Raw genomic sequence first — 25,785 nt, 5'->3', positions numbered from 1 at the left:
TTTATGACAGTCTTAATACATACTGATTAACACGTTCTTCAAGGTTTTCATTTCTTCCAAAGTTTTTCCCGTTCCTAACACAACGCACGTTAACGGATTTTCAGCGATAAACACAGGAACACCGGTGGCATCGGCCAAAACGCGATCCAGATTTGTTAATTGCGAAGCACCCCCCGTCATGACGATGCCGCGGTCAACGATGTCGGCTGATAGTTCTGGCGCTGTATTCTCTAGGGCTGTTTTCACCCCTTCGGTTATGGCCGTTACCACTTCAGTTAAAGATTCTGCAACTTGACGCTGGTTAATTTCTATTTCTTTGGGCACCCCGTTGATAAGACTTCGGCCTTTAATCAACATCGTAATGCTCTCGCTTTCAGGTGTAACGATGGCAGAAGCAATTTCTTTTTTAATTCTTTCAGCTGTGGCTTCACCAATCAACAGACTGTGGGTGCGACGGATGTAGTTAATGATGGCATCATCCATTTTGTCCCCGCCAACCCGAACTGAACAGGCATACACAATGCCCCCTAATGACACGACAGCGACCTCGGTTGTGCCACCCCCAATATCAACCACCATCGATCCTGTGGGCTCTGTGACGGGCATACCGGCACCAATGGCAGCTGCCATGGGCTCCTCAATTAAAAACACACGACGACCGCCAGCGCTTTCGGCTGATTCCTGAATCGCGCGACGTTCAACAGCGGTCGAGCCTGAGGGGACGCAAACAATAATCTGGGGGGCTGCAAAACCGCGTCTGTTGTGAACTTTGCGAATGAAATGCTTGATCATCTCCTCTGCCACTTCAAAATCAGCGATAACACCATCACGTAAAGGGCGGATCGCCTGAATGTTCCCCGGTGTACGCCCCACCATCAGCTTGGCCTCTTCACCCACGGCCAAAACTTGGCGTTTGCCTTTGATGGTTGCAATCGCGACCACAGAAGGTTCATTTAGAACGATTCCTCTTCCCTTGACATAAACCAGAGTATTGGCGGTTCCCAAGTCGATGGCCATGTCGGCTGACATAAATCCCAAAAAACGTGATAGCATAAAGGCTCGCGATTCATAAAATATAGTGGGTTTGCTGGCCCAATCTACAAACCCCTGATAAAATGATCAAGCATGTAATAGGAAAATCATAATGACCACAGATGTAATTGACTTACGCGACTTCTATGCATCGTCTTTGGGGACTGTGGTGCAAAAAGATATTAAGAAGACAATCTCAACAATATGGCCAAATTATAAAAATCAAGTCGTTTTGGGATTTGGCTATGCCCCGCCTTTTTTAGAGGCTGAGAATAGCGACCTTAATGATGTCTACTTTTTTATGCCAGCGCAGCAAGGAGTTTTAAAATGGCCACCCTTTAGGCCAACCTTGTCTGCCTTGGTAGATGAAAACCTTCTTCCTCTAGCCGATCAAACCATCGACCGCATTCTATGTGTCCATGGCTTAGAAAATTGTCACAGTGTTGACGATTTTTTACAAGACGCCTGGCGCGTTTTAAAACCAGAGGGGCGAATCCTATTTGTGGCGCCGAACCGACGTGGTTTATGGGCTTGTGCCGATAACAATCCATTTGGATTTGGGCGCCCCTATACCATGACTCAGCTATCAAAACTTTTAAGGAATCACTTATTAACGCCCGTTACCTTCAGACGCAGCCTATATCGACCTCCATCTTGTTCTGGGTTTTTTTCCATGACCATCCCATTATGGGAATACGTTGGACGTCATTGTTTGCAAAAATTCAGTGGTCTTATTTACATCGAGGCCACAAAGCAGATTTATGCGCCCCGTGGTAAAATGGCTTTTGCCAAAAAACTAAAATTAGCCTTTCCATCTCCATTGGCAGGTCAGCATGCTCAGGTAACTTTAAAAGAGTATTGTCATAACTCGGATAATCCCCTCTAGAATTTTTTCTTCATCGAAGTAAGAAATAATAATTATCTTCCGCGCAATTTCATGGCATTACTATAAACATTATAGTAACTATATATTTTGCGTGTACCCCGATAGGGTGGGGTTTCTGAAGGCCTTTGAGGGATAGATGAAAATACATTTGCCAGATAACTCCATCATGCTAAGTGTACAGGACGCTGTCCAGGGGATCTGTCAGTATATGTTTGATCAGCTGAATTTTAATCATTTCTCTTATCGACGACACTATAACGACGGCGCCACAATCCACCTTGTCAATAGCGACGCGAATGATCACGGCAGAACTTATTTAAAGGCTTTATATGGTGAAGGGCTTTATGCGAGAGCCCCGGATGTTGAAGAGGCGGCAAAGACAAGAACAGACAGTCCACGTTTAATGGGTTTTTTAACGCCTCAATTTAGTGTGGCTGATGGCTTAGCTAACGAGCCAATTTACAGAAAACAAATAGAACTGGCCGACCTATGCAACATAGGTTATAGGGTTGGTTTTTACCAACGTTTTAACGACTATATTGAGATCAATTCATTTGGAAGTTCTTCGTATGAAATAGGTGTTTTTTTAAATTTTTGCATCCAGCACTTGGTTGTCTTTCAAAATTTCATTAAGTATTTCAGAACGGAAGCAGAAGGCCTTATCGAAATAATAAAAAAAGACCCCATTATTCTTGCCCCTGGGCTGACTTTGGAATCACAAAAGTCTACCCCTGCGGATTTTGTTGGATATGATTTCAAAAAAAAGAAAAAAATTACTCTGCGGCTTACCGGGCAAGAGGCAGCTACATTGCAGCAGCTATCAAAAGGGCAAACTTTCAAGGGCGCTGCTAAAAATTTGCTAATTTCTCCCCGTACCGTTGAAAATCATATCTACAGTGCAAAGATGAAATCAAAGTGTAACAGCACGAATGAATTGCTAGAGGTTTTCTCAACGTTAACGCCTAGATAATTTATAGCCAAATAAAATGAACAGAAAAAAAATCCATATACCTGCCGATTTCTTTGCTTTGTCTGTCCAGGACGCTGTCCAGGCTATTTGCCAGAATATGTTTGATGAATTGAATTTTGATTATTTCGGTTATCGGCGTCAATATTTTGATGGTACGACGATCCACCTTATGAACTCCGGTAAAGATGGTAATGGTGGATCCTTTCTAAAGGCTTTATATGGTGAGGGGGTTTATTTCTCAGTTGATGAGATTGAACAGGTGATAACCTCCTTTGACAGCTCTTCCCATTTATTTGGTTTCGTGACGCCGAAATTCAGCCTAACTGACGGCTTGACTAATCAACTAATTTATCAAAAACAAATAGAAATTGCCCATATCTTTAATATAGGGAAGAATAAAACTGCCTTTTTTCAGAACTCTCAGGACTTTACAGATATGATTATATTCGGAAGTTCTTTTCATGAGACAGGTACTTTTTGCAACTTTTGTATCCAGAACCTATCCGTCCTTCAAAATTTTGTTAAATATTTCAGAAGGCAAGCAAAAAGTCTTATTGAAGCTGCAAAGGAAGACCCTATTCTGCTTGCCCCCAGCCTAACCTATAAAATACCAAAAACGAACCTTTTGAATTTTACAGGCTACAATTTTAAGGAAAAGAGGAAAATCACCTTGCAGTTTACGGAACAAGAAGCCAATTCCTTAGAGCTGCTGGCTTCTGGGAAAACTGTTGGAGGGATAGCAAGTGATTTACGGATTTCTCTTCATGCCGTTAAAAACCATTTTCATGAAGCGACGAAAAGATCAGATTTTCAAACTATTTACGAGTTGTTGAAAATCTTCCCAACCTTAGCACGTAGGTAGGTATAGCTTCTCTGACATTAAGAAAAAAATTAATCATTTCTAACACAATTTCGTCACACAACTATAGACAATACCGACTATAGGGTTGTTACGAACCTTGATAGGGTAAAGCTCCTGAAGCCCTTTGAGGAATACGTGAAAATACTTCTGCCAGATAAATCCATTATGCTAAGCGCACAGAACGCTGTTCAGGCTATTTGTCAGTACATGTTTGATGAGCTGAATTTTGATTATTTTGACTACCATCATTATTATGATGACGGAAGGTCTCTTATTCTTATAAATGATCAGGGCGATGGCCTTAGAAAAAGCTTTCTTCAAAGGTATTTCGCGGAAGGAATTTATTTGCAACCCGACGATTTAGATGCCTTAAGAAAACTATATCATAGTCAAAAAAAGTTATTTGGTTTCAGGACAGCTGAGTATTCCCTGCTAGATCAATTGCCTACCACACTAAAGCATAGAAAGGCCTTAGAGCTTACCCAATCTTTCCAAATTGGAAATAGAATCTATTTTGTTGAACGCCATAGCGATCATGTCGAACTAGCCGGTTTTGGCAGCAATTTTCATAATAGTAATTTTTGCAACTTTTGTGTTCAGAACATGGTTATTTTGCAAAGCTTCATTAAATATTTTAGAGACGAAGGACACAATCTTATTGAAGCTGCGAAAAAGAATCCCGTTCTGATTGCGCCCCTTTCAACTTACCAATCCCCGAATCAACGCTTTGATCGAATGCAATATGTTGGTTATGATTTTAAAAACAACAAGAAAATCAACTTAAGCTTGACTGGCCAAGAAGCCGCGTCTTTAAAACAGTTGGGCACAGGAAAGACTTTTAAAGAAGCAGCCAAGAATTTGCTGATTTCTCCCCCTACAGTTGAAAACCATATTTACAGTGCAAAGATGAAATCAAAGTGTAAAAGTACGGATGAATTATTGGAACTTTTCTCAACCTTAACGCGTCGATAATTTATAGCTAAATCAGATGAACATAAAAAAGATCCATATAACCGACGATTTCTTTTCCTTCTCTGCCCAGGACGCTGTCCAGGCTATTTGCCAGAATATGTTTGACGGGTTGGACTTTGATCACTTTTCTTATCGTCGTCATTATGATGATGGAAGAACAGTTCACTTTATCAATAACCCTGCGAATGGCTGTGGGAAATCTTTTTTAAAGGCTTTGTATGGTGAAGGGGCTTACGCAACACTTGACCACATTCAAGAGTTGGCGAGATCATATCCAGGCAACACTCTCTACTTTTTTGGTTTCGTAACGCCCCTATTTAGCCATGGCGATTGCACTGAAAATTAGTTTAGTATTCTAAAAATTATTTCCTAATTTTTTATTCGGCTTTTCTGCTGTTCTATCCGTTGTTATTATTCTTTTTTCTCAATAAAGAAAAAGGAAACAGGGATGCAGTTATCAGATACTTTCCTCAAACATTTTGAACCTCTTGCCGATCCTCGTATTGATAACCACAACAAGCTTCACAAATTGCACGATATCTTGGTAATAACAATATTGGCCACAATTTGTGGCGCTGATAACTGGGTTGATATTAGTGAATTTGGCAAAGCCAAATACGATTGGTTATCAACATTTCTCGAGCTGCCTAATGGTGTGCCATCTCATGATACTTTTGGCCGTGTGTTTTCCATACTTGACCCAGAGCAATTTGAATCCTGCTTTTATGCATGGATCAAGTCACTCTCTATCGATGTTAATTCTGAGATTATTGCTATTGATGGAAAAACGCTACGGGGTTCTGGCAACAGAAGAAAAGAGAAAAAAGCCCTACACATTGTAAGTGCCTGGGCAAGCAATCAAAGTCTTCTTTTAGGGCAAGTTAAAACGGATGAAAAATCCAATGAAATTACAGCCATTCCAAAATTACTCAAGATGATTGATGTTACTGGTAGTACAGTCACCATTGACGCCATGGGTTGTCAGCAGTCAATTGCTGAAGAGATCTTAATTCAAGGTGCAGACTACGTATTAGCTCTAAAAGATAATCAACCGAAGCTTCATGAAATGGTCAAGGCAATTTTCCATATAGGAGAATCACGTCAGTACAAGAAGATGCTTAATCGACGGAAAGTAGAGAAGATCCATGATCATGGTCGCATAGAAACACGTCGCTATACATTAGTATCAGCACGCGATCCGGCAGTATTTCAACTTCGTTGGCCTGGGTTAAAGGGTGTTGGCATGCTTGAAACAACACGCACAACTAATAATCAGGTTGAGCGTAGTACCCGCTACTTTCTAACAAGTTTAGCCTATGAAAATATTGATCAGTTTATGGTTGCTGTCAGAAAACACTGGAACATAGAAATTAACCTGCACTGGTCTTTGGATGTAGGTTTTAGGGAAGACCATAACCAGGTGCATGTTGGCCACGCGGCCAAGAATTTGGCTGTCATGAGACGTATTGCTTTGAATCTACTCAAGCAAGAAAAAACGAATAAACGAGGGGTGAGCTGTCGACGGAAGGTAGCAGGCTGGGACAACAAATACTTATTGAAAATTCTAACCGCTGACCACAATTTAAAGCGCGTTTGAGCGGATTGACTGATATAAACGGTAAGTCTTTTAAAGGGGAGGATAGTGTCTAAAAATAAAAAAAACAGGAAGTAGATCTCTCAAAACCTACAAAATCAAATCAATCTACAAAAGTTTGGGAAATAGCAGAAACCGTAATTTTAAAAACTAGGCTGAGGAGATGTCAGTGCAATCGCCATGCCTATTTAGCGCAACTGATACTTTGATGAAACATCCAACTTACCGAAAGCAAATGGAAATTGCCCTGTCCTGTAATATGGAGAATAGAGTGGTTTTTTACCAACGTTTTAAGGACTATTGTGAAATCAGCATATTCGGAAGTTCCTTTCATGATACGGCTGCTTTTTGCAATTTTTGTATCCAGAACCTATCCGTCCTTCAAAATTTTGTTAAATATTTCAGGAGCCAGGCAAAAAGTCTTATTGAAGCTGCAAACGAAGACCCTATCCTACTTGACCCCTGCTCAAGCTATAAAATACTAGAAACCAACCTGTTGAATTTTGTTGGCTACAATTTTAAGGAAAAGAGGAAAATCACCCTGCAGTTAACGGAACAAGAAGCCAATTCCTTAGAGCTTTTGGCTTCTGGGAAAACTGTTGAAGAAGTGGCAAAGAATTTGCAGCTTTCTTCCTACATCGTGAAAAGTCATATTGGCGAGATGATAAAAAAATCAGAGTGTCAAAGTATTTACGGGCTGTTGAAAATCTTCCCAACCTTAGCGCCCAGGTAGGTGCAGTCTCTCTGATTAAGAAGAAAAATTAATTATTTACTACGCAATTGCGTCACGAATCTATTGGCTATCTTATGCCTATACCTGCTATAAAGTTATTAAGTAAGTTTACAAGTTTTTAAAATTTCATGTGAAAATATTCATACCAGATTACTCCATCATGCTAAGTGTACAGGACGCTGTTCAGGCCATTTGCCAATACATGTTTGATCAGCTGGATTTTAATCATTTTTCTTATCGTCGTTATTATGATGATGGCAAGACAATCAACCTTGTTAATAGCGACGCCGATGATAATGGCAGAACTTATATAAAGGCTTTGTATGGTGAAGATCTCTATGTAAGAACCGAGGACCTTAAGAGGATGACAACGAGAAAGGCCATTACGCCCCGTTTAATGGGTTTTTTGACACCTCAATTTGGTGTAGCTGATGGCTTGGCTAACGCACCGTTCTATAGAAAGCAAATGGAACTTGCCAGCCTATGTAACATAGGTAATAGGGTTGGTTTTTACCAACGATTTAAGAACTATATTGAGATCAGTGCATTTGGCAGTTCTTCGTATGAGATGGGTGTTTTTTTAAACTTTTGTATCCAGAACTTGTCTGTCTTTCAAAATTTCATTCAATATTTCAGAACAGCCGCTGAAGACCTTATTGAAATGGCAATAAAAGACCCCATCATGCTCTCTTCTCCATCGACTCTCAAATCACCACAATCTTCTGTTGTGAATTTTGTTGGACATGATTTCAAAAATAATCGAAAAATTACTCTGCGGCTTACCGGCCAAGAGGCAGCTATATTGCAGCAGTTATCAAAAGGGCAAACTTTCAAGGGTGCGGCTAAAAATATGCTAATTTCTCCCCGTACCGTTGAAAACCATATCTACAGCGCAAAGATGAAATCAAAGTGTAACAGCACGAATGAATTGGTGGAACTTTTCTCAAATTTAGCGTCTACGTAAGAACCTACCATTCTATGCCTTTGGCATGCCTTAAGATTTGATCGGCGTCGGCTGTGTACTGGCCATTGCTGTTGTGTAAAACAATACCTGGTTGCAATTTCATTAAGCCGCCGGTGTTTTTCGTGCCTCTAATCAAAATGCGTTTAGCTGGTTTATTTTGGCCGGGCCAAAGGGGGTACAGAGTTATATTGCCCAACTTACCAATCAGGAAACCAAGGGCTTGATCCAATCGATCAGCTCTATAAATAAATGTCACAGTTCCCTTAGGACGAACCATCAACAGGCAAAAACGGGCCCATTGGGCAAAATCAGCTTCCCCCTCAAGGTTGGAAAGGGCCTTGGATTCATAAGGGGAAATGTTGTTACTGTTAGAATTTAAATGGGGCGGATTTGTCATAACATGGGAAAAGGTGCCGGCAGCTAGGCGCGGCGGCGGTCTTAAAAGATCACCTTGTAAAACTTCAACCCGGTCTCTTAGCTGATTCAGCTGACTGTTTTCGGCTGCATAACGGACGGATTCCCGGTGAAGCTCTATACCGACAACCCTAACCTGGGGGCAGCGCATGGCAAGGCATAACGAGGCTGCCCCAACTCCAGAACCAATATCTAAAACTGTTTCGCCAGGTTGCGGTTGAATGGCAGCTGCCAAAAATATAGGGTCGATGGCCACACGGTAACCGGTTTTGGGTTGACGTAGAAGGATTCTTTCCCCTAACAGGCGATCTTCTGTGTAAGAGTCTGTCTCCATAAAATTCATACCTATTGTTTTTGTTGAAACTTATTTATACAAAGAAAAGATCGCTGTAGGATATACCCAATTCAAATCATTTTTCGGGATTAGGTTGGGAAACGTTTATGTATTTATATGGTTATCATGCGTGTCATGCGGCTCTTTTAAACCCCCATCGGGTTATTGAAAAGATTTATCTGACCGATCAAAAAACCACAGAACGTCTGCCACCGTTAAAAATGTCTAAAGTTGAGATGGTTGACCGTCGCCGCATGGACAATATGCTGCAGCCAGGGGCTGTGCATCAGGGGATTGCGTTAAAGGTGCAGCCATTGGAAACGCTTGACCTAAGCTTTTTGGAATCGGATACAACGCCCAATCAGCAGGTTATTGTCCTTGATCAAGTCAGCGATCCGCATAATGTGGGGGCAGTTTTACGGTCTGCTGCGGTTTTTGGAGCCAAGGCGGTTATTTTGACGGAGCGTCACGCCCCCAAGGAATCAGGGGCTTTGGCTAAGGCAGCCTGTGGGGCTTTGGAAAGGGTTCCTTTATGTTTGGTTAAAAACCTGGCCCAAGGCATCGAAGAATTGAAGCAAATGAATTTTTGGTGCGTGGGCTTTTCAGAAAAGGGGCAACAGACCCTGACCCAAATCGATCTGAAAGGGAAAATCGCCCTTATCTTGGGCAGCGAGGGGGATGGCATGCGCCAACGCACCCAAAGCCTTTGTGATTTCCAGGTTTGTCTGCCATCAGCCAGCGACTTCTCCACCCTGAATGTGTCAAATGCCGCCGCCATTGCCCTTTACGAGACGTTTAAAAGTCAGCAAGGCTGAGGTTAATATTCTAGCTCAGGGACGGTAAATACTTCTGCCCCAACTTTCACGGAATACCATTTTTTTAGGAAATCACTCAAAATAAGCAACTCTCTTTTGGCACTACATTCTGGTGAGCCTTGAAAAAGGGTTGGCAAGTATTCCAATCTCTCAGGGTTTATATATCGGTTATTTCTTACATATTTCAAAGAATGATTGATATAAAATTCCACATAATCATATTCCCTGGCCTTATAATCCAGACCTAGTATGTATTGGAAATTTTCTAGACAACGGCCGCTTTTTATAATTTCTCTAATACTCTTACGCATAATATCCCGCATATGAATCAAATAGCGTTGGTTTCTGGTGGGTACGTAGGCCAGCAAGGCTTGAAAAGAAGAGCAATAAGGATTTTTGTCTCGATTCTTGGCCATTCGGGTTAATAATTCAAGGTCACCTTTAGTGAAGACATGTTGCGCGTCCATTAAAAGATCAACGTAATAAAATCGCAACTCGTCAAGTCGATCGTATCTTACGGTTTCATCGATGGAACAACTTATGATATCTTCATAAAGATGAATTATTTCCCCGTGACCAAGGTTGCTACTAAAAATGAATTCTCTGGCCAACTCACAGGCATCTTTATTAATTTCAGCAGATTTAACGTTCATTATTGCGACTAGATATTTAAGAACCTCACTGAGATTCTGAACTTTTTCTAACTCGTAATTGGTTAATAGGTCAAGCTGCTGCTTGTAAATTCTTAACCTATTAAGCTGTTCGGGCATGTCAGTTTTATCTGATGCATACAATATTAACCCTTCAGAAAGCTTGAGCTTTCTTTCAGGTTTAGCAGGGCCAGTGTTTATTATTGTCTTGATAAGATCACAAGCTTGCCTGTTAATTTCAGCTGAACAGCTTTTCATAATGTCAATTAAGGTCAGAACGTCACCATCGTCAACATAAGGCCTTCCTCCTCCCCTATAATGATTAGTATATCTTTCCTGGCACAAAGAAAGATAAGCCAAGGCATACTTTGGATCCTTGGTGCTTAAAAATAACTCTCTGTAATATAGAGAGTAAGGACGTCCCTTGGTGGGGCTTTGTAAACATATCAAGTGATTTTGGGTATGTTGAGTTGGAATGTTTTGAAGATGGGCAGCCCGAAATGGTGAAAGAACTGTTGCTAATTCTACAGTTCCTACATCCGGATCACATACCAAAGTGGAGGCACAGGAAGTCTGTGAATGGGAAAAAATGGAAAGAACGATTACAAAAACGCTTAGATACGCCACAAATTACTCTTAAAATAATCAAACTATTATTACAATTTAAACATATTTAAATCGAGTTTGAAAGTAATTTGATTTTTTCTAATTTTTAATTATTTTGTAATTAATTTTAATGAAATACTTAAGTAATACAAAAGAGAGAGGAAATTATATAGTCCAAAATACACCCTCTAAACTTATCATCGGCTTAGCTTTCCTTTGTTAAATCTCCATTGACCGCCACTTGAATAGAACGAGCAACATCTTGGGCCAGGCTGATCATCAACCGTTCACGCGTCGCCATTTTGGCATTTAGGTTAGAAAATTCTTCTGATATGTCAGTTGTATAGGAACTGACGGAATCCAATCTATTTTGGTAAATAAGCTGGCGATTGGCATCGTAAATTTCCACCATTGCGACAATTCGCCCCTGCGATCTTAAAGGTGACGCATCTGATGCATAACCAATATCACCAAAACTTTCATTCAATGTTATAACGATTTTATAGATAGCCGGGTTGTTGATGTGGCTAATAAGAGGCTGCAATTCTTGTTTGAATTTATACGTCCCGTAGGCTTCGTCATTATTCCCCCTTACCTCTAATAAAAAAGGGGTCGAAGTGTTCGATGACGGCTGTTTATATAACGGCCGAAACCCACACCCCGTTAAGGTGAACAGAAGAATAAGAAAGAGGGCGCTAAACTTCATCAACCGAAGTCTAAACGTGCATAATTTCTTTTTGTTTGTGAACAACCATCTCGTCGATTTTTTTAACATGCTCGTCTGTCATTGTTTGCATTTCGTCTGACAAGCGATGAAGTTCGTCTTCCGAAATATCGCCATCTTTTTCAGCTTTTTTCAAAAATTCCATGCCTTCGCGGCGAACATTTCGAACACTGACCTTCGCATCTTCTGCATATTTAGCGGCTAATTTTGCCAACTCTTGGCGCCTTTGCTCAGTCATCGGCGGCAATGGTATGCGCAAAAGCTGCCCCTCTATCATGGGGTTCAGGCCCAAATCTGAATCACGAATCGACTTTTCCACGGCCTTGACCATGCCCTTGTCCCAAACCTGAACTGTTAAAAGCCTAGGCTCTGGGGCTCCTACCGTGGCAACCTGACTTAGAGGCATTATGGCGCCATAGGCATCAACCTTAATGGGGTCTAATAAACTCACGGTGGCACGCCCAGCACGAATGCCGCCATACTCACGGCTTAAAACCTCCACCGCTGCGTCCATGCGACGATTAAAATCAGTTAAACGAGTGTCAAAACGTGTTGAAGACATGGTCCTACCTTAGTCGTTAAAAATTTAAGAGATGATCGTAAATTGCGTCGCTTTATTCAAAACTTTACCAAACCCATTATTTTCATAAATCGAGAAGACCGCAATAGGAATTTTATTTTCTTTTGCCAAAGTGATGGCTGTCATATCCATAACCTTCAGCTTTCTTTCTATCACTTCTCGATATGTTAATCTGGGCAAAAATTCAGCGCTGGCGTGGTGGTTGGGGTCAGCGGTATAGATACCCGCAACCTTTGTCGCCTTTAGCAATAAATCACAGTTCAGTTCACATGCCCGTAACGCCGCAGCTGAATCGGTTGTGAAATAGGGATTTCCTGTTCCCGCAACACAAATAAGAACGTGTTTTTTATTAAGGGCCTCAACAGCTTTTCTGCGTGTGAATGTTTCACACACGTTGGGAATCGGCATCGCCGACATTAAACTGACGGGCATGCCATAATGCTCCAGGGCGCTTTTTAAAGCTAAGCCATTAATGGTGGTCGCCAACATACCCATATGGTCAGCACTGGTACGATCGGTTGAGGGGTAAGCATCAGCTTGTGCCCCCCGATAAATGTTCCCGCCACCCACAACAAGGGCGATCTCTAAGCCTGTTTGATGGACTGACAGAATATCTTGTGCCAGCTTTTCTAGCATCTTTGGGTCGATGCCAAATTTCTTGTGCCCTGAACCGGTGGATTCTAAGCTTGCTAAAGCCTCGCCTGAAAGCTTTAGAAGAACCCGCCGGTATTGTGGGGAAGAGGACACAATTTCAACTTTCCAGAAATTTAAAAACTTGAATTAAAGACCTGCTTGGGCTTGAACCTCAGCCGCAAAATCACTAACAACTTTTTCGATTCCTTCGCCCAAGCCAAACCTTGTAAAGGCTTTTAGCTCAATGGGATGGCCCAGTTCTTTTGCTGCTTGTTCAATAGCATCAGCAATTCTGGTTTTACCATCGACTACATAGGTTTGTTCCAAGAACACAACTTCCTCGTAGAATTTCTTCAGACGACCTTCAACCATTTTTTGAATGACATCTTCTGGTCTGCCAGAGGCGCGCGCTTGTTCAACCAAAATAGCACGTTCCCGTTCAACGGAAGTCGGATCCAGCTCATCGACGCTCAATGCCTGGGGCTGAGTGGCCGCCACATGCATGGCCAACTTTTTACCCAGTTCTTCCAGTTTCGCTGGATCAGCGGCGGATTCAAGGGCCACCAATACACCAATACGACCAAGCCCGGGAGCGATCCCGCTATGAATGTAAGTGGCAACAATACCTTGCTCAACCGACAAACGTGCCACACGGCGCAAGCTCATATTCTCGCCAATAACAGCAATCAAACGGGTGATTTCTTGTTCAACCGTTTCAGACTCGCCCTTAAATGCAGCTGAAGCCAGGCTTTCAACCGTATGGGGGGCCTTGGCAGCAATCTCTGCCGTTTGTGCAACCAGCGCTTGGAAATCGGCGTTTCTGGCTATGAAATCAGTCTCAGCATTGATTTCGACAACAGCGGCTGCTGTTCCAATACTGGCAACGCCCACTAAACCTTCAGCGGCCACACGACCAGCCTTCTTAGCTGCTGCGGCTAATCCCTTTTTACGTAACCAGTCAGTTGCGGCCTCTATGTCGCCATTTACTTCATGCAATGCTTTTTTGCAATCCATCATGCCAGCCCCTGTTTTTTCACGAAGGGTTTTTACTAATATTGCAGATATTTCAGTCATTTGAGTTCCTCAAAAAAATGTATTTACGTAAAGCTTGTCCAATTTATTTTCTCACAAACCCCACGGCGCCCCGTTGTCACCCCCGCAGAGGCGGGGGTCTAGTTTATTGTTATCTAGATTCCCGCTGTTGCTGGAATGACAGGGATGAACGCGAATCGATAACGTAGTCAAGCGTCTGATTAGACGACTTCACCAGCCTCAGCGACAAATTCATCATTAATCTCTGCCGATTCACCGATGTCAATTCCGGCCGAAATCATTTCTGCCTGCAATCCATCCAAAACCGATCCAGCAATCAAATCACAATAGGTTCCAATGGCGCGCAAAGCGTCGTCGTTACCAGGAATAGGATACGTTATGTCGTCAGGACTTGAATTGCTGTCCAAAACGGCGATCACAGGGATCTTTAATTTCTTTGCTTCTTGGATCGCAATGGCTTCTTTGTTGGTATCAATGACAAACAAAATATCTGGCAATCCACCCATTTCGCGAATACCACCAATGGCCAACTCAATCTTGCCGTGTTCACGTTGAATCTTCAAAATTTCTTTTTTGGTCAAATGGTCAGGCTTTGACAAGGCTTCTTCCATTTCGCTCAACCGTTTGATGGACTGATTGACGGTCTTCCAATTGGTTAATGTCCCACCCAACCAACGGTGATTAATATAATACTGGCCGCATCGCTTTGCTGATTCTTTAACTTTTTCAGCAGCTTGGGGCTTTGTCCCTACGAACAAAACACGACCACCTGAGGCCACTGTATCGCGTATAGCTTGCATAGCTTTGTATAACAGGGGAACAGTTTGTTCCAAATCGATAATATGGATTCCGCTTCTAACGCCGAACAAATAAGGACCCATTTTAGGGTTCCATCGACGTGTGGTGTGACCATAGTGAATACCAGCTTCTAACAGCTGACGCATAGTAAAGGTGGGCATAGACATAAAAAATTTCCTTTGTTATTTTCCGATTAAACCGCCCGAAAGATAAAAATCAATGCGCCTGGTCTGTTCTTTTGAAACTTAAAGGTGCAGCGACATCGGAAGGTAAGAAATGACTTTGAAAAAATCACCAAACCTTCTTTCGGTGCAAATAGTACGCCTTTATTTATAGCTGCGTTTTGAAATTTTTTCTAGAGGTTTGTTCTCATCAATGAATTCATCCTCAATGGGTGAGCACTTAATACCCAGCATTTCAGGGTAACGCTTCCTTAAAACTCGTAGACTTAAGTACCCAACGAAAATTACAGATAAGGCAGCAAAGGCAGGGGCATAAAGGCTGTGGGTTTTTTCTGTTAATTTGAGGCTCAAATAAGGAAAGCCACCGCCTAACAATGAAATACCCAAATTAAAACCCAATCCACAGGCTTGAATACGAATGGACGCCGGGAAAAGGCGGGGGACGAAACTGATGCCCACAACTGTGAATAATTGAATCCCAGAAATGAAAACCACTTGAATGATGGCGCTAATCCACAAAGGAGTGCCCTCTACATAGGCATAAAATAAAGGCCCCAGCAGCAAAACCATGCTGAGAAGGCTGCATTGCATTATTTTAAACGGTTGATGGTCTCTGGACGACAGATAGATACTCCAAAGCCAAATACTTAAAGCAAAACAAGATGTTGTTATAAAGTTTAAAAGGAATTGTGATGTTGCCAAATTGGAGCTGATAATCATTTTATAGGTGTTGACAAACGTATTGACCAAGTAAAACATAGCATTAACAAGGCCGACTAGAATAATACAGGAAAAAATTTCAGGTATGTAATTCCTTAAAGGGATGACTTCGGGCCTGATAACAGATACCCAGTCTTTTTTGTAAGATAAGGCTCGCTTTAAAAATGTACAAAAACCAATCATAGATACAAAGACGAAGGCATATCTCCAGGTAAAATTTTCCAGGTGAAACAAGGAGAGCAAGAAAGCCATAAATTGAGCAACAGAAACGCCAAGAACGCCGCTTGCCGTCATCAAGGCAACAGATCGATAGCTGCTTCTGACCGTAGCTGTTTGGGTAGCTGACACAACCACAGCGGAATACTCAGCGCCTGTGAACAACCCTTGTAGGAATCGACACAGGATAATCATTTCGATGACATAGTAATTGTTAGTGGGCAGAAAGGCCAAGATCATGCTTGCCACTGAAATGCCTAAGACTGAAAAGACCAAAAGACGCTGGCTTCCGTAAAGATCCCCAAACTTTCCAAGAAAATAGGCACCTACTGGGCGACCTAAAAAACCCGCAAACACCGCCAGATAGCAGAACTCAGCCCTGACTTGCGGATCATATAAACCCAGCAAATCTTTACTTATAAAAGGTAAAAGCGCTGTGAACAGACCGAATTCAAGAAAATCTATGAAATTTCCTATATAGGTGATGGCCAAGGTTTTAAGAAACTACGCTTTCTGCTGGTTTTATTTCTGTCTCATATTTTTCTTCCACCGTCAATCTAAAAAACCTTTGTCTTCTTCTAAAAGATCTGAGAATCTATCTTTAAGGACAATGAGGCATATCCAATCGCCATCGAAAAGGAAGGCGTCGGGCATGCAATCAAAAATAGAAAAGAAGGTGAGCCATGGCTGGACATTCGCAGTTTAAAAATATTATGCACCGCAAAGGGGCTCAGGACGCCAAAAGGGCGCGCACTTTCGCCAAGATAGCCCGTGAAATTATGGTGGCGGCTCGTTCAGGGATCCCTGAGCCAGGCTCTAATCCCAGACTTCGCGCCGCGCTAGCCTCTGCACGGGCGGCAAACATGCCAAAGGATAACGTTGATCGCGCCATGAAAAAAGCTTTGGGTGGTGATGATGGAGCTGTTTATGAAGAAGTTCGCTATGAAGGGTACGGCCCAGGGGGCGTGGCGGTTATTGTTGAAACACTGACAGATAATCGCAACCGAACTGCGTCGGAAGTCCGATCCTACTTTAACAAACACGGCGGGAATTTAGGCGAAAGTGGCAGCGTTAGCTTTTCCTTTGAACGCCTTGGCCTGTTAGAGTTTGATGCCGGTAAATTCAATTTCGACCAAGTTTTTGAAGCTGCCCTTGAGGCAGGTGCTGATAACGTCGAAGCTGTTGGCGAAACCTTGGAGGTGACATGTTCTCTGGACGCCTTTGCTTCTGTTCGAGACCACCTTATTGAACACCTGGGTGATCCGCTTCAAGCCAAAGTTTTTTGGCGCCCTGTGAACACCATAGAATGCAACGAAGATACCGCCAGAACATTGGTTAAATTGGTAGATGTTTTGGAAGACAACGACGATGTGCAACATGTGTATGCCAATTTCGAGGTGAGCGATGAAGTTGCCGCGAAACTCAGCACATAGAAAGCTAAAAAATGTCGCGTGCAGCCATAGCCATTCTATCGACTGAAAACCTGCTTCATAACTTATCGGTTATTCAGTCCCAGACACCGTCTTCAAAAATTATCGCTTTGGTAAAGGCGAACGCTTATGGGCATGGCCTTCGGTCGGTATCTGCCCGCCTGGACAAACGTGTCTATAGCTTAGGCGTCGCATCCAGTGACGAGGCGATCGCCCTTAGGCGCGCAGGAGTTAGCGGGCCCATTACCTTAATGGAAGGCATCTTCGAACAAGACGAACTTTTGATTGCATCTTGCGAAAAATTTCAGGTTGTTTTTCATGATTGGTGGCAGGTCAAGGCGCTTGAAAGTCTTTCCTTGCCGCTGCCTTTACAAGCATGGCTTAAGGTTGACACCGGCATGGGACGATTAGGATTCAATCTCTTTGATGCCCCTAAAGCTTATCAGGCCCTTTCAAACAATCCGCATATCGCGCAGCCGATCGGCATTATGTCTCACCTGGCGTGCGCTGATGACGTCAATCATCCCCTTAATCAACAACAAATTCAGCGGTTTGAGAACTTTACGCGTAACTTTCCGGGCTTAAAAAGCTTTTGCAATTCGGCCGGCATGATTAATTTTCCCGATCATCACTATGACGTTGTCCGACCTGGTATGGGCTTATATGGAGTTTCACCCATTAAGGGAAAGCTTGCCGCTGATTTTGATTTAAAACCCATCATGACCTTGCAAACGCGTTTAATAGCCATACGGACGCTTGCTAAGGGCTCATCCATTGGGTATGGCAGCCAGTTCGTTTGCCCCAAAGATATGCGCGTTGGGGTTATTGCGATTGGGTATGGCGACGGCTATCCCCGTACCACCCGGGAAGGGGCGCCCATCTTGGTGAACAACGTTCGCTGTCGAATTGTTGGTCGAGTATCGATGGATATGACCACAATCGACCTTGAAAATTGCCCTGACGCCAAAGCGGGCGACCCCGTTATTTTGTGGGGTAACAATCTGCCCATCGAACAAGTTGCAGAGTATACAAGCCACAGCCCCTATGACATGCTGTGCGCCATTCAAAACCGGGTTCGATTCCATTGGACGAAGAAATAACGCCCTTGTCATCGAACTTATAAAAATAAAATTTATCAAGAGGATCTTATGAAAAACCTAGCAGCAATTGTTCTAATGCTAACCAGCTTTTCCTGCAGCATGGTCATGGGAAGTCAAGCCGCTCCATTGAAACAGACTGATCAGGAGACTGTGACTGAATTAGTAGCAAAGTTTCCCAAATTAAAAGAGGCCATTCTTGAAGTTGCTGATATAAAGTTCGAGGAGTATCGCGACTTACATAACGATGATATGTTAGAGTATTGCTCTTTTTTTGATCTACTTGCAGGATACTTTAATGGTAAAGAAAAAACTGGAAACGTCGAAAAGATAAAAAAAACTCTTAATAGTTTGCAACAATGGCTTGAGAATGCGCCCACAAAGTCACTAAACCAATATGAACGTTTAAAATCTTTAAAGCGTATTGTTGATGTATGGGGGGAAACAGAAAATTGTGCACTTATTGACCTGCCTCTTTTGCAAGAAATTCAAGATCTCAGCGATTCAACGACAGCCCATCAAGCTCAGAAAACATACAAATTAAGCCCGGAAGAAACAAAATTAGAATACGGTGCCGCTTTAAATGTGTGCAGCCAATTTTTTAACTTGGATAAGATTGAAGAATTGACCATTGGCATCACCTATTTTGACCCCAAAAAGAATGATTTAGAGTGGCATGTTAGGACAGTTTGTGATCCAAAGCTGTTCACATCACTTCGTAAACTTACTTTCTACATCATCTATCACCGTCAAGAATTTTGGGGGGCGTACGACGATAGCGGTAAAGTAAAAACAAATATATTAACTCAATTCGCTTGTTTGAAAGGGATCATACCTACTTTGAAAGATATCTGTTTTGAAGGTTGTCTAGATCAAGACGACTAATGCTTTAGGTCGTTCAGGCTGTTGTTTTGAGTAATTTTTAAAACACTCACCTTTTACAAATGGCAATCATTAAGTGTATGGTGGGCCCATGGGTTTTCAAGACTGGGCTTTACGGTGAACTTATCAGCTTTTGTGAATAATGTGGATTTGGATGTCGATTGGTTGGGCGTGCGCGAAGTGCGCCACGAATCGACAGTTTTTGGTGCCCGTGATGGAAAAACTGACCGTTATACCCATTGCGTTGACCAAGGATGGATGGTGGAGGTTTTGGTGAATGGCCAATTTGCCGCCGTGGCCACCAACACAGCCCACCCTGATGCTTTGAAAGAAGCCGCCCTTAAGGCGAAAAGAATCGCTGAACAGGCAACTCGTCATAATCTTTATGCCTTCGATACCTCCGTTAGGCCGCCATCGCAGGGCACTTATATGTCTTCCCCTTCGTCCGTCCCCGGCCTAAAGGATCTCAGTGATCTGTTAATTCAAAGCAGCCATGATCTTAAAGTCGATGATTGTATTATCAGCACCATGGCTACTGGCGTTGTTGAACGGATACAAACTCAATTGGTCAGCACGTCAGGTGCGGTAATAGAGCAAAACATAAACCGTTTTGGCCTTTCACTTTCCGCCACAGCTCAGATTGACAATGAGATCCAAACCAGAACAAATGGGGGCATCTTCAGTCAGAATGCTGATGGTTTATTTGACGCTGACTATTTAAAAAATCAAGCGTGGCAAATTGGATCTGAAGCTGTTGAGTTGGTAAAGGGTGAAGAATGCCCAACCGGCACGTTTGATGTGATTTTGACACCTGACCAATTGTATCTGCAAATTCATGAATCGATCGGCCACCCCTTGGAACTTGACCGTATTTTAGGGGACGAGCGGAATTATGCTGGTTGGAGTTTTGTGAAACCTGAAGACTTTGGTCAGTTGCAATATGGATCACCGTTGTTGAATATTACCTTTGATCCAAGCCTAAATGGTGAATTGGCCAGTTATGCTTTTGATGATTTAGGCAACCCCGCCGAGCAACGTTACTTAATTAAAGATGGCCTATTGGTAGGGGGGCTTGGCAGTTTAGAAAGTCAGCAACGCTTAAATGTTCCTGGCGTTGCCAGCGCACGGGCAAGTTCCTGGAATCGATTACCTATTGATCGCATGGCCAATCTCAACATGGAGCCTGGGAACACATCAATAGAAGATATGATTGCCCAAATAGATGATGGTATTTTAATGATGACGAATAAATCGTGGTCAATTGATGACTATCGTCGAAAATTCCAGTTTGGTTGCGAATATGGGCGTCGCATTCAAAAAGGTCGCCTCACCCATGTGGTTAAAAACCCCAATTATCGAGGGATCACTCTGCCATTTTGGCACAAATTAAAGGCTGTTGGTGATCAGAATTCCTTCAAAGTTTGGGGCAGCCTTTTTTGCGGCAAAGGGGAACCCAATCAGCTGGTTGCTGTTGGACATGCCACGCCTGCGTGCTGGTTCGAAGGAATTGACGTGTTTGGTGGAGGATAACGACATGAACAAAACCTTATTTGAAACTCTCGCAAAATCTTTAATAAAATCCCTGCAAGCTGATGAACAGTTATCACTTAGCCTAGAGGCTGAGGACAGTTTTTATGTGCGTCTCAACCGTCATAAAGTGCGGCAAACCTTTAAACTGAGTCAAGGAAACATAACTTTAAGGTTTATGAAAAACCAACGCTATGTCCTTCACACCATCCCCTTTGGCAATGATGGTGACCTTAATCATCAAAAAGCTTTGGCTGAGATTGAAAGTTGCCGATGGGCTGCCGAACAGTTGCCCCCTGACCCCTTTTGTCCAACATTTGTAAAGGCCAATGAATCCAACAGCAGTGAAGAGCATCAGGCCAAGCTGCCGCTTGATGAGGATTGGTTTGATTTGATTTTCCCTTTGTTTCAAGGGAATCTGCAAGATTGCGCTGGCCTGTTAACATCTGGTCGCGTAATGCGAGGGGTTTACGATTCATTGGGTCAAAGCCATTGGTTCAGCCGCGATAATTTTACTCTGGATTTGTCTTTTTATACGCCCCAACAAAAAGCCGTTAAGTTTCTTTATAGCAATCATCAATGGTCAGCGAAAGACGTTGAAAAGAAGTTAGAAACCGTTAAACAACAATTGGCATTGCTTGACCAACCCGATCGTCAGATTAAACCGGGACGGTACCGAACCTATTTTGCACCGCAAGCCGTGGCCGAACTTGCCACGTTGTTGTCACCGGCGGCATCGCATTATTACCAGGGGTCATCACCCTTTCAAAAATTGGCAAATGGGCAAACCTTATCCCCCAAGGTCACATTGGTGGAGGATTTTTCATTAGGGCTATCGCCGCGATTTAATTCTTTGGGGGAAACGGCCCCCTTGAGGTTGGACCTGATTCAAGATGGGGTCTTAAAAAACTGGTTAACATCGACCCGAACGGCCCAAGAACACAACCTTCCCAGCAATTATTCTGAAGAGTATGAGGGGATGCGCTCCCCCCATTTAATGCCTGGTACTTTGCCAACGCAAGATATCCTGTCGGCCTTAGATACAGGGCTTTATGTCAGCAACCTTCATTATTTAAACTGGAGCGATTTGAACACTGGCCGTTTAACCGGCATGACCCGCTATGCTTGCTTTTGGGTAGAGAATGGAAAGATCACAGCCCCCATCCAAGATCTACGGTTTGATGAGTCTTTATATCATTTCTTAGGGAATGGCTTAGTTGACCTGACAGACTTTGTTGAAATAATGGCTGATACGTCCACTTATGATAAACGGTCGGTTGGGGGACTGTGTATGCCCGGATTATTGGTGGATGGGTTTAATTACACGTTGTAAGCTGTTTGACCTTAGCGTCGTCCCATGGCCCAAAAAAAATTGACCTATTTACGGTATGGGAGGACGGAGTTTTGAGGCCCCGCCTATTCGATTCTCAAACCATGGCCCTAGTGATGGCATTCATAGAAAAATCCAGCCACAGAGGATATCCTTCCCCTCCGTGTGGTTCGTAAGTTCCACACGTGATAATTTTCCCATTATTTACATGGGGGATCTCAATCCGACGATGAGACCCTCCCTTCTTACCAAATGGGAAAACGTCTCCACCCATTCTTCGAACAAGGGTTAGCATTTCTTCATATCTAACATTCTGTTTTGTGTGGTTGTCCTCAGCAACAGCCTTAAATAAATTGACCTCTTTTGTCAATTTCTCAAAATCTGCACCTGATTTTGGCTCCCTCTTTTTTCCATAGATATGTTGTTCTATAGCTTGGTCATATCTTCGCTTTTCTTTATCAGTCAATTCTCTTCCAAAGGAGGAGGCAGAAGAGCTTGGAGTTGATGAAGAGCTAGAAGACGAAGAAGAACCGGCAGGAAAAGAAGATTGCATATCTGTTTGCGTCAAAGAATGATCGCTTGTGCCTTCATAATTTGTACTAGCCGCTGAAGCGGCTTCTGCTCCAGATACCGCATGACCATCTTCTTCTTTTTTAATGACTTTCACCCTATGCTTTTCAAGCATGCCTATTAAATTTTCGGCAGTTGTAAGGCCTTTTTCAAACTCTTTGACATTTTTTATAAGTTTCTGACTTTCAGTCGTTTCTAATTCCCCACCTATTCCTTCTTTTGTTGAATAGATCTCTTTACGTGCAGCTGCCGCATTATTTAAATTTTCATTAATGCTTCTGAGGGTAGCATCTAGATCAAAGGAATTTCCTGAGGGGGTAACGCAGTGAATCGTCTTTCCTTGAAGTTTATCCCTTCTAGCTAAAAGTTCCAATAAATGTGCAGCTTTTATACTGTACCCCGAAATTTTCGTGCCGTCTGCTATAGCCGTTTGTACATAATATTTCGTATGTGCATCGATAGTCACCTTATCAACAAAAGGAGCTAATGCGTGTAAGATCCCATCTAAATATACAAACTCTCCTGCCCTTTGCCGCTTCTTTAAAGCACCTATTTTTTCACGGACAGATAACTTTTTAACGCTTTTACAAAAATCCATAAATTCTTTTTGACTAGGGCGTGTCATCAATTGAATAAGTCATAGATTTCTGTTTTAATTGAGAAAAATTTTACGAGGTTTTTTTCGGTGAGACGCTACGCATTACGGGATGATCAATGGGATCGCATTAAGGGTATGCTACCTGGAAGGGAAGGATATGTTGGTGCAACAGCAAAAGACAATCGCCTATTTATAGAAGCCGTTCTATATCGATATCGAGCTGGAATTCCGTGGCGTGATTTACCGGAACGTTTTGGGGATTTTAGAGTTATTCATCTACGCCATTCGAGGTGGAGCCAATCAGGTGTGTGGAAGAAAATTTTTGAGCTATTAAGCCAAGATGCTGACAATGAATACGCTATGATTGATTCAAGTATAGTGCGTGCTCATCAGCACAGTGCTGGTGCTAAAAAAAAGAATTCTCAGCTGACCAAGCGATTGGACGAAGCAAAGGAGGATTAAGCACCAAAATTCATGCCACCTGTGATGCGTTGGGAAATCCAACAGGGTTTTATTTAACAGCCGGACAAGATCACGATTTAGAAGGTGCCGATGCCTTAATAGATAACCTTACGCAAGCTGGTGCCGTCTTAGCTGACAAGGCTTATGACGCAGACGAACGTATGAGAAAAAAACTTGAAGAGAAAGGATGTGAGGCGGTCATTCCCCCAAAAAAGAATAGGATCAACCCTTGTTCGTATGATAAAGACCTCTACAAGGCCCGGCACCTCATCGAAAACTTCTTCGCCAAACTTAAACAATACAGAGCCATAGCCACTCGATATGATAAAACAGCTCGAAACTTCCTGGGAGCCATACATTTGGTTGCTGCGGCTATTTGGCTTAATTGATGACACGCCCTAGTTTTTTCCGTCAAATAATCTTTGTAAACGATCATATAAAATAGATCCAGAAATTCTTCGATCTTAAAAGACGTTGATGATTTGCCGCCTTCAACCACAGCCGTGTAAACATTAATTCGCCGCATATATTGACTATGAATTATGTCATAAATATCCAGGTCAGACCCGATATTTTGAATCGCAATATCCAAGGGGTTTTTCCCTTCAGGTAAACTTCCCAAGGCTTCACCGTAAGCTTTAAGCTTGGCTTCAGCGCTCAGATCTGTTCGTTTCATAAAAGCAAGAAGGATTCCATTATAACCCCTTCGATCAGCTATAATCTGTTCGATCTTTTCAACAGCCGTCTTCCATTCTTTAAGACTTTTGCCATTAGGAAGAGTAGTCATTGACGACGTAGCGGAACTACTAGCGCTAGTTGCCTCTAAATCACCGGCATCTTCACGCGCAGCAGAGGCATGACCTGCCCTTAAAAGAAGTTCCAACACTAAAAGAAATTTAATTGCTTTTTTCATTTTTCACCTAATTAATATTATTAATCTATTTATATAATGAATATAAATAACCTTTTCAATAAGTTTTTTCTCTGTAAAGTTCTTCAATATCATGACAGCTTTTGCGCAGGAAAAGCACGGGGGGGTTTTGTGTCGCAATTTAATTCATTGGGAGAAACGGCTGATATAAGGTTGAATCTGATTCGAGACGGAGCATTAAAAAGCTGATTAATATCGACCCGAACGGCCCAAAAACACAACCTGTCCAGCAATCATGCCGAATAGATGCGTATTCCGGCGAATTCGAACGGCAATTCTGGTTTTATCCGAATGGCCGTTCCGGTTTAATTCGAACGGTGAATCCGGTTTTATCCGAACGCGGATTCTGGTTTAATTCGAATACGAATCAAAGAGAAGCGAACTCTCCGATTTTATCTCATTTTTTCACCCCTTCATTGTTTGTGATTTCCGTTGTGTCATGCAAAGGACCCTCGATGTTTTTTTGTTTGGTGTTTTCCTGATCCTTTTCTTTACTCCTCACTTTTCTCATAGATTCCCCTTTAATTTCAAGCCTATAAGAATTATGAACCAACCTATCGAGGATAGCATCCGCTAACGTCTCATTTCCTATGGTTTCGTGCCAGAGTTTGACAGGAATCTGACTGGTGACAATCGTAGAGCGTTTATCATGTCGGTCATCCAAAACCTCCAATAAGTCACGGCGTTGCTCATCTGTCAGAATAGACAATCCAAAATCATCTAAAATTAAAACCTCCGTTTTAGCAAGTTCACTCATTCTTTTTCCATAACTCCCATCCCCCTTTCCAAGCTGCAATTCGCTAAGCAAGCGACTGAGGCGGCAGTAATGAACTTTATAACCTTGAAGGCAAGCCTTGTGGGCCAGAGCACAAGCCAAGAATGTTTTCCCCGTGCCACACGGCCCAACAATCAAAATATTATGATGAGAAGCAACCCATTGGCATTGAGAAAGTGTGGCCAACAAAGATTTGTCTAGGTTACGCTGACATGAATGGTCAATATCTTCAAGGCAGGCCGTCTGCTGTAGTTTGGCACTGCGCAAGCGTGCCTGTAATTGCCTGTTTTCCCGGGCGATGACTTCTGTATCAACCAACAAGCCAAGACGTTCTTCAAAGCTCAGCTGCGTTATGGTTGGTTGCTCCAGCTGTTCTTTAAAGGCTTTTGCCATAGAATGAAGACGAAGTTTTTGAAGGTTGTAAACAATTGGATTCAGTAACATG

At 42.6% G+C, this 25,785-nt stretch carries 26 protein-coding genes; 15 read left to right on the top strand and 11 right to left on the bottom strand.

Annotation, left to right across the window (positions count from 1 at the left end; translation table 11 throughout):
* Positions 1-12 precede the first annotated feature (12 nt).
* Positions 13-1,053 carry a rod shape-determining protein gene (locus EQU50_RS05820; protein WP_130154196.1) on the bottom strand — a complete coding sequence of 347 codons (1,041 nt, stop codon included), beginning with the start codon at positions 1,051-1,053 and terminating at the stop codon, positions 13-15.
* Between the two features lie 91 nt (positions 1,054-1,144).
* Here EQU50_RS05820 and EQU50_RS05815 point away from each other — a divergent pair, with 91 nt between their 5' ends.
* The 8 genes from EQU50_RS05815 (at position 1,145) to EQU50_RS05780 (ending at position 8,013) form a co-directional block, all read left to right on the top strand.
* Positions 1,145-1,918: a class I SAM-dependent methyltransferase gene (locus tag EQU50_RS05815; RefSeq protein WP_130154195.1), complete on the top strand. Its 774-nt coding sequence runs from the start codon at positions 1,145-1,147 to the stop codon at positions 1,916-1,918.
* A gap of 136 nt (positions 1,919-2,054) precedes the next feature.
* Positions 2,055-2,888 (top strand): helix-turn-helix transcriptional regulator, encoded by an 834-nt coding sequence (locus tag EQU50_RS05810; RefSeq protein ID WP_130154194.1) that lies wholly within the window; start codon positions 2,055-2,057, stop codon positions 2,886-2,888.
* Between the two features lie 16 nt (positions 2,889-2,904).
* Positions 2,905-3,750: a helix-turn-helix domain-containing protein gene (locus EQU50_RS05805; RefSeq protein ID WP_130154193.1), complete on the top strand. Its 846-nt coding sequence runs from the start codon at positions 2,905-2,907 to the stop codon at positions 3,748-3,750.
* Positions 3,751-3,885: 135 nt separating this feature from the next.
* Positions 3,886-4,722 carry a helix-turn-helix transcriptional regulator gene (locus EQU50_RS05800; RefSeq protein ID WP_130154192.1) on the top strand — a complete coding sequence of 279 codons (837 nt, stop codon included), beginning with the start codon at positions 3,886-3,888 and terminating at the stop codon, positions 4,720-4,722.
* Between the two features lie 16 nt (positions 4,723-4,738).
* The gene (locus EQU50_RS05795; RefSeq protein WP_130154191.1) at positions 4,739-5,068 is read left to right on the top strand and encodes a hypothetical protein; all 330 of its coding nucleotides are present in this window, start codon (positions 4,739-4,741) and stop codon (positions 5,066-5,068) included.
* Between the two features lie 102 nt (positions 5,069-5,170).
* Positions 5,171-6,319, top strand: a complete 1,149-nt coding sequence (locus EQU50_RS05790; RefSeq protein ID WP_130153184.1) for an ISAs1 family transposase — start codon at positions 5,171-5,173, stop codon at positions 6,317-6,319.
* Between the two features lie 166 nt (positions 6,320-6,485).
* Positions 6,486-7,049 carry a LuxR C-terminal-related transcriptional regulator gene (locus tag EQU50_RS05785; RefSeq protein WP_165380357.1) on the top strand — a complete coding sequence of 188 codons (564 nt, stop codon included), beginning with the start codon at positions 6,486-6,488 and terminating at the stop codon, positions 7,047-7,049.
* Positions 7,050-7,209: 160 nt separating this feature from the next.
* On the top strand, positions 7,210-8,013 hold the full coding sequence (locus EQU50_RS05780) for a helix-turn-helix transcriptional regulator (RefSeq protein ID WP_130154189.1): 804 nt from the start codon (positions 7,210-7,212) through the stop codon (positions 8,011-8,013).
* A 4-nt stretch (positions 8,014-8,017) separates the two neighbouring features.
* Here the strand turns inward: EQU50_RS05780 and EQU50_RS05775 are convergent, their stop codons facing one another.
* Positions 8,018-8,761 carry a tRNA1(Val) (adenine(37)-N6)-methyltransferase gene (locus EQU50_RS05775; protein ID WP_165380356.1) on the bottom strand — a complete coding sequence of 248 codons (744 nt, stop codon included), beginning with the start codon at positions 8,759-8,761 and terminating at the stop codon, positions 8,018-8,020.
* Positions 8,762-8,868: 107 nt separating this feature from the next.
* Here EQU50_RS05775 and rlmB point away from each other — a divergent pair, with 107 nt between their 5' ends.
* Positions 8,869-9,576: a 23S rRNA (guanosine(2251)-2'-O)-methyltransferase RlmB gene (gene rlmB, locus EQU50_RS05770; RefSeq protein WP_130154187.1), complete on the top strand. Its 708-nt coding sequence runs from the start codon at positions 8,869-8,871 to the stop codon at positions 9,574-9,576.
* A gap of 2 nt (positions 9,577-9,578) precedes the next feature.
* Here the strand turns inward: rlmB and EQU50_RS05765 are convergent, their stop codons facing one another.
* The 7 genes from EQU50_RS05765 to EQU50_RS05735 all read right to left on the bottom strand — a co-directional run bounded on the left by EQU50_RS05765 (position 9,579) and on the right by EQU50_RS05735 (position 16,230).
* Positions 9,579-10,586 carry a hypothetical protein gene (locus EQU50_RS05765; RefSeq protein WP_130154186.1) on the bottom strand — a complete coding sequence of 336 codons (1,008 nt, stop codon included), beginning with the start codon at positions 10,584-10,586 and terminating at the stop codon, positions 9,579-9,581.
* Positions 10,587-11,037: 451 nt separating this feature from the next.
* Positions 11,038-11,538: a hypothetical protein gene (locus tag EQU50_RS05760; protein WP_130154185.1), complete on the bottom strand. Its 501-nt coding sequence runs from the start codon at positions 11,536-11,538 to the stop codon at positions 11,038-11,040.
* A 10-nt stretch (positions 11,539-11,548) separates the two neighbouring features.
* Positions 11,549-12,118, bottom strand: coding sequence for a ribosome recycling factor (frr, locus tag EQU50_RS05755; RefSeq protein WP_130154184.1), 570 nt, complete (start codon positions 12,116-12,118; stop codon positions 11,549-11,551).
* Positions 12,119-12,142: 24 nt separating this feature from the next.
* On the bottom strand, positions 12,143-12,883 hold the full coding sequence (gene pyrH / locus EQU50_RS05750) for a UMP kinase (protein ID WP_130154183.1): 741 nt from the start codon (positions 12,881-12,883) through the stop codon (positions 12,143-12,145).
* Between the two features lie 33 nt (positions 12,884-12,916).
* Complete coding sequence (tsf, locus tag EQU50_RS05745) at positions 12,917-13,843, bottom strand: translation elongation factor Ts (RefSeq protein ID WP_130154182.1); 927 nt, start codon at positions 13,841-13,843, stop codon at positions 12,917-12,919.
* 179 nt (positions 13,844-14,022) lie between these two features.
* The gene (gene rpsB / locus EQU50_RS05740) at positions 14,023-14,787 is read right to left on the bottom strand and encodes a 30S ribosomal protein S2 (protein WP_130154181.1); all 765 of its coding nucleotides are present in this window, start codon (positions 14,785-14,787) and stop codon (positions 14,023-14,025) included.
* A gap of 159 nt (positions 14,788-14,946) precedes the next feature.
* Entirely contained in the window at positions 14,947-16,230 is a 1,284-nt protein-coding gene (locus EQU50_RS05735) for an MFS transporter (RefSeq protein WP_130154180.1), read from the bottom strand.
* A gap of 191 nt (positions 16,231-16,421) precedes the next feature.
* Here EQU50_RS05735 and EQU50_RS05730 point away from each other — a divergent pair, with 191 nt between their 5' ends.
* The 5 genes from EQU50_RS05730 to EQU50_RS08605 all read left to right on the top strand — a co-directional run bounded on the left by EQU50_RS05730 (position 16,422) and on the right by EQU50_RS08605 (position 22,007).
* On the top strand, positions 16,422-17,171 hold the full coding sequence (locus tag EQU50_RS05730) for a YebC/PmpR family DNA-binding transcriptional regulator (protein ID WP_130154179.1): 750 nt from the start codon (positions 16,422-16,424) through the stop codon (positions 17,169-17,171).
* 11 nt (positions 17,172-17,182) lie between these two features.
* Complete coding sequence (alr, locus tag EQU50_RS05725) at positions 17,183-18,268, top strand: alanine racemase (RefSeq protein ID WP_130154178.1); 1,086 nt, start codon at positions 17,183-17,185, stop codon at positions 18,266-18,268.
* 48 nt (positions 18,269-18,316) lie between these two features.
* On the top strand, positions 18,317-19,150 hold the full coding sequence (locus EQU50_RS05720; RefSeq protein WP_130154177.1) for a hypothetical protein: 834 nt from the start codon (positions 18,317-18,319) through the stop codon (positions 19,148-19,150).
* Between the two features lie 114 nt (positions 19,151-19,264).
* Positions 19,265-20,677, top strand: a complete 1,413-nt coding sequence (locus EQU50_RS08540; protein ID WP_130154176.1) for a TldD/PmbA family protein — start codon at positions 19,265-19,267, stop codon at positions 20,675-20,677.
* Positions 20,604-22,007: a TldD/PmbA family protein gene (locus tag EQU50_RS08605; RefSeq protein WP_478210057.1), complete on the top strand. Its 1,404-nt coding sequence runs from the start codon at positions 20,604-20,606 to the stop codon at positions 22,005-22,007. The genes EQU50_RS08540 and EQU50_RS08605 overlap by 74 nt, the downstream gene beginning before the upstream one ends.
* A 94-nt stretch (positions 22,008-22,101) precedes the next feature.
* Here the strand turns inward: EQU50_RS08605 and EQU50_RS05705 are convergent, their stop codons facing one another.
* Positions 22,102-23,172, bottom strand: coding sequence for a hypothetical protein (locus EQU50_RS05705; RefSeq protein WP_130154174.1), 1,071 nt, complete (start codon positions 23,170-23,172; stop codon positions 22,102-22,104).
* Positions 23,173-23,259: 87 nt separating this feature from the next.
* Between EQU50_RS05705 and EQU50_RS05700 the strand changes: the two genes are divergently transcribed.
* Positions 23,260-24,023 (top strand): IS5 family transposase gene (locus tag EQU50_RS05700; RefSeq protein WP_130153196.1). Its coding sequence is split into 2 segments (ribosomal slippage): positions 23,260-23,592 and positions 23,595-24,023, totalling 762 coding nucleotides; the frame shifts between segments, so codons are not numbered across the junction.
* A gap of 939 nt (positions 24,024-24,962) precedes the next feature.
* Here EQU50_RS05700 and istB read toward each other — a convergent pair.
* Positions 24,963-25,784, bottom strand: a complete 822-nt coding sequence (gene istB / locus EQU50_RS05695) for an IS21-like element helper ATPase IstB (protein ID WP_130153461.1) — start codon at positions 25,782-25,784, stop codon at positions 24,963-24,965.
* Position 25,785 lies beyond the last annotated feature (1 nt).

The sequence above is a fragment of the Candidatus Finniella inopinata genome (assembly GCF_004210305.1).
GTDB classification, from domain to species: Bacteria; Pseudomonadota; Alphaproteobacteria; order Paracaedibacterales; family CAIULA01; genus Finniella; species Finniella inopinata_A.
The sequence above is the reverse complement of the archived record's forward strand: the minus strand, read 5'-3'. Positions and strand labels throughout refer to the sequence as shown.

Bases quoted from the DNA above. Each gene is read 5' to 3' on its own strand.
- EQU50_RS05815 (WP_130154195.1), top strand. From the start codon at position 1,145: ATGACCACAGATGTAATTGACTTACGCGACTTCTATGCATCGTCTTTG.
- EQU50_RS05810 (WP_130154194.1), top strand. From the start codon at position 2,055: ATGAAAATACATTTGCCAGATAACTCCATCATGCTAAGTGTACAGGAC.
- istB (WP_130153461.1), bottom strand. From the start codon at position 25,784: ATGTTACTGAATCCAATTGTTTACAACCTTCAAAAACTTCGTCTTCAT.
- EQU50_RS05720 (WP_130154177.1), top strand. From the start codon at position 18,317: ATGAAAAACCTAGCAGCAATTGTTCTAATGCTAACCAGCTTTTCCTGC.
- rpsB (WP_130154181.1), bottom strand. From the start codon at position 14,787: ATGTCTATGCCCACCTTTACTATGCGTCAGCTGTTAGAAGCTGGTATT.
- EQU50_RS05790 (WP_130153184.1), top strand. From the start codon at position 5,171: ATGCAGTTATCAGATACTTTCCTCAAACATTTTGAACCTCTTGCCGAT.
- frr (WP_130154184.1), bottom strand. From the start codon at position 12,118: ATGTCTTCAACACGTTTTGACACTCGTTTAACTGATTTTAATCGTCGC.
- EQU50_RS05795 (WP_130154191.1), top strand. From the start codon at position 4,739: ATGAACATAAAAAAGATCCATATAACCGACGATTTCTTTTCCTTCTCT.
- EQU50_RS05780 (WP_130154189.1), top strand. From the start codon at position 7,210: ATGCTAAGTGTACAGGACGCTGTTCAGGCCATTTGCCAATACATGTTT.
- EQU50_RS05775 (WP_165380356.1), bottom strand. From the start codon at position 8,761: ATGGAGACAGACTCTTACACAGAAGATCGCCTGTTAGGGGAAAGAATC.
- EQU50_RS05805 (WP_130154193.1), top strand. From the start codon at position 2,905: ATGAACAGAAAAAAAATCCATATACCTGCCGATTTCTTTGCTTTGTCT.
- EQU50_RS05820 (WP_130154196.1), bottom strand. From the start codon at position 1,053: ATGCTATCACGTTTTTTGGGATTTATGTCAGCCGACATGGCCATCGAC.
- rlmB (WP_130154187.1), top strand. From the start codon at position 8,869: ATGTATTTATATGGTTATCATGCGTGTCATGCGGCTCTTTTAAACCCC.
- tsf (WP_130154182.1), bottom strand. From the start codon at position 13,843: ATGACTGAAATATCTGCAATATTAGTAAAAACCCTTCGTGAAAAAACA.
- alr (WP_130154178.1), top strand. From the start codon at position 17,183: ATGTCGCGTGCAGCCATAGCCATTCTATCGACTGAAAACCTGCTTCAT.
- EQU50_RS05705 (WP_130154174.1), bottom strand. From the start codon at position 23,172: ATGGATTTTTGTAAAAGCGTTAAAAAGTTATCTGTCCGTGAAAAAATA.
- EQU50_RS05760 (WP_130154185.1), bottom strand. From the start codon at position 11,538: ATGAAGTTTAGCGCCCTCTTTCTTATTCTTCTGTTCACCTTAACGGGG.
- EQU50_RS05730 (WP_130154179.1), top strand. From the start codon at position 16,422: ATGGCTGGACATTCGCAGTTTAAAAATATTATGCACCGCAAAGGGGCT.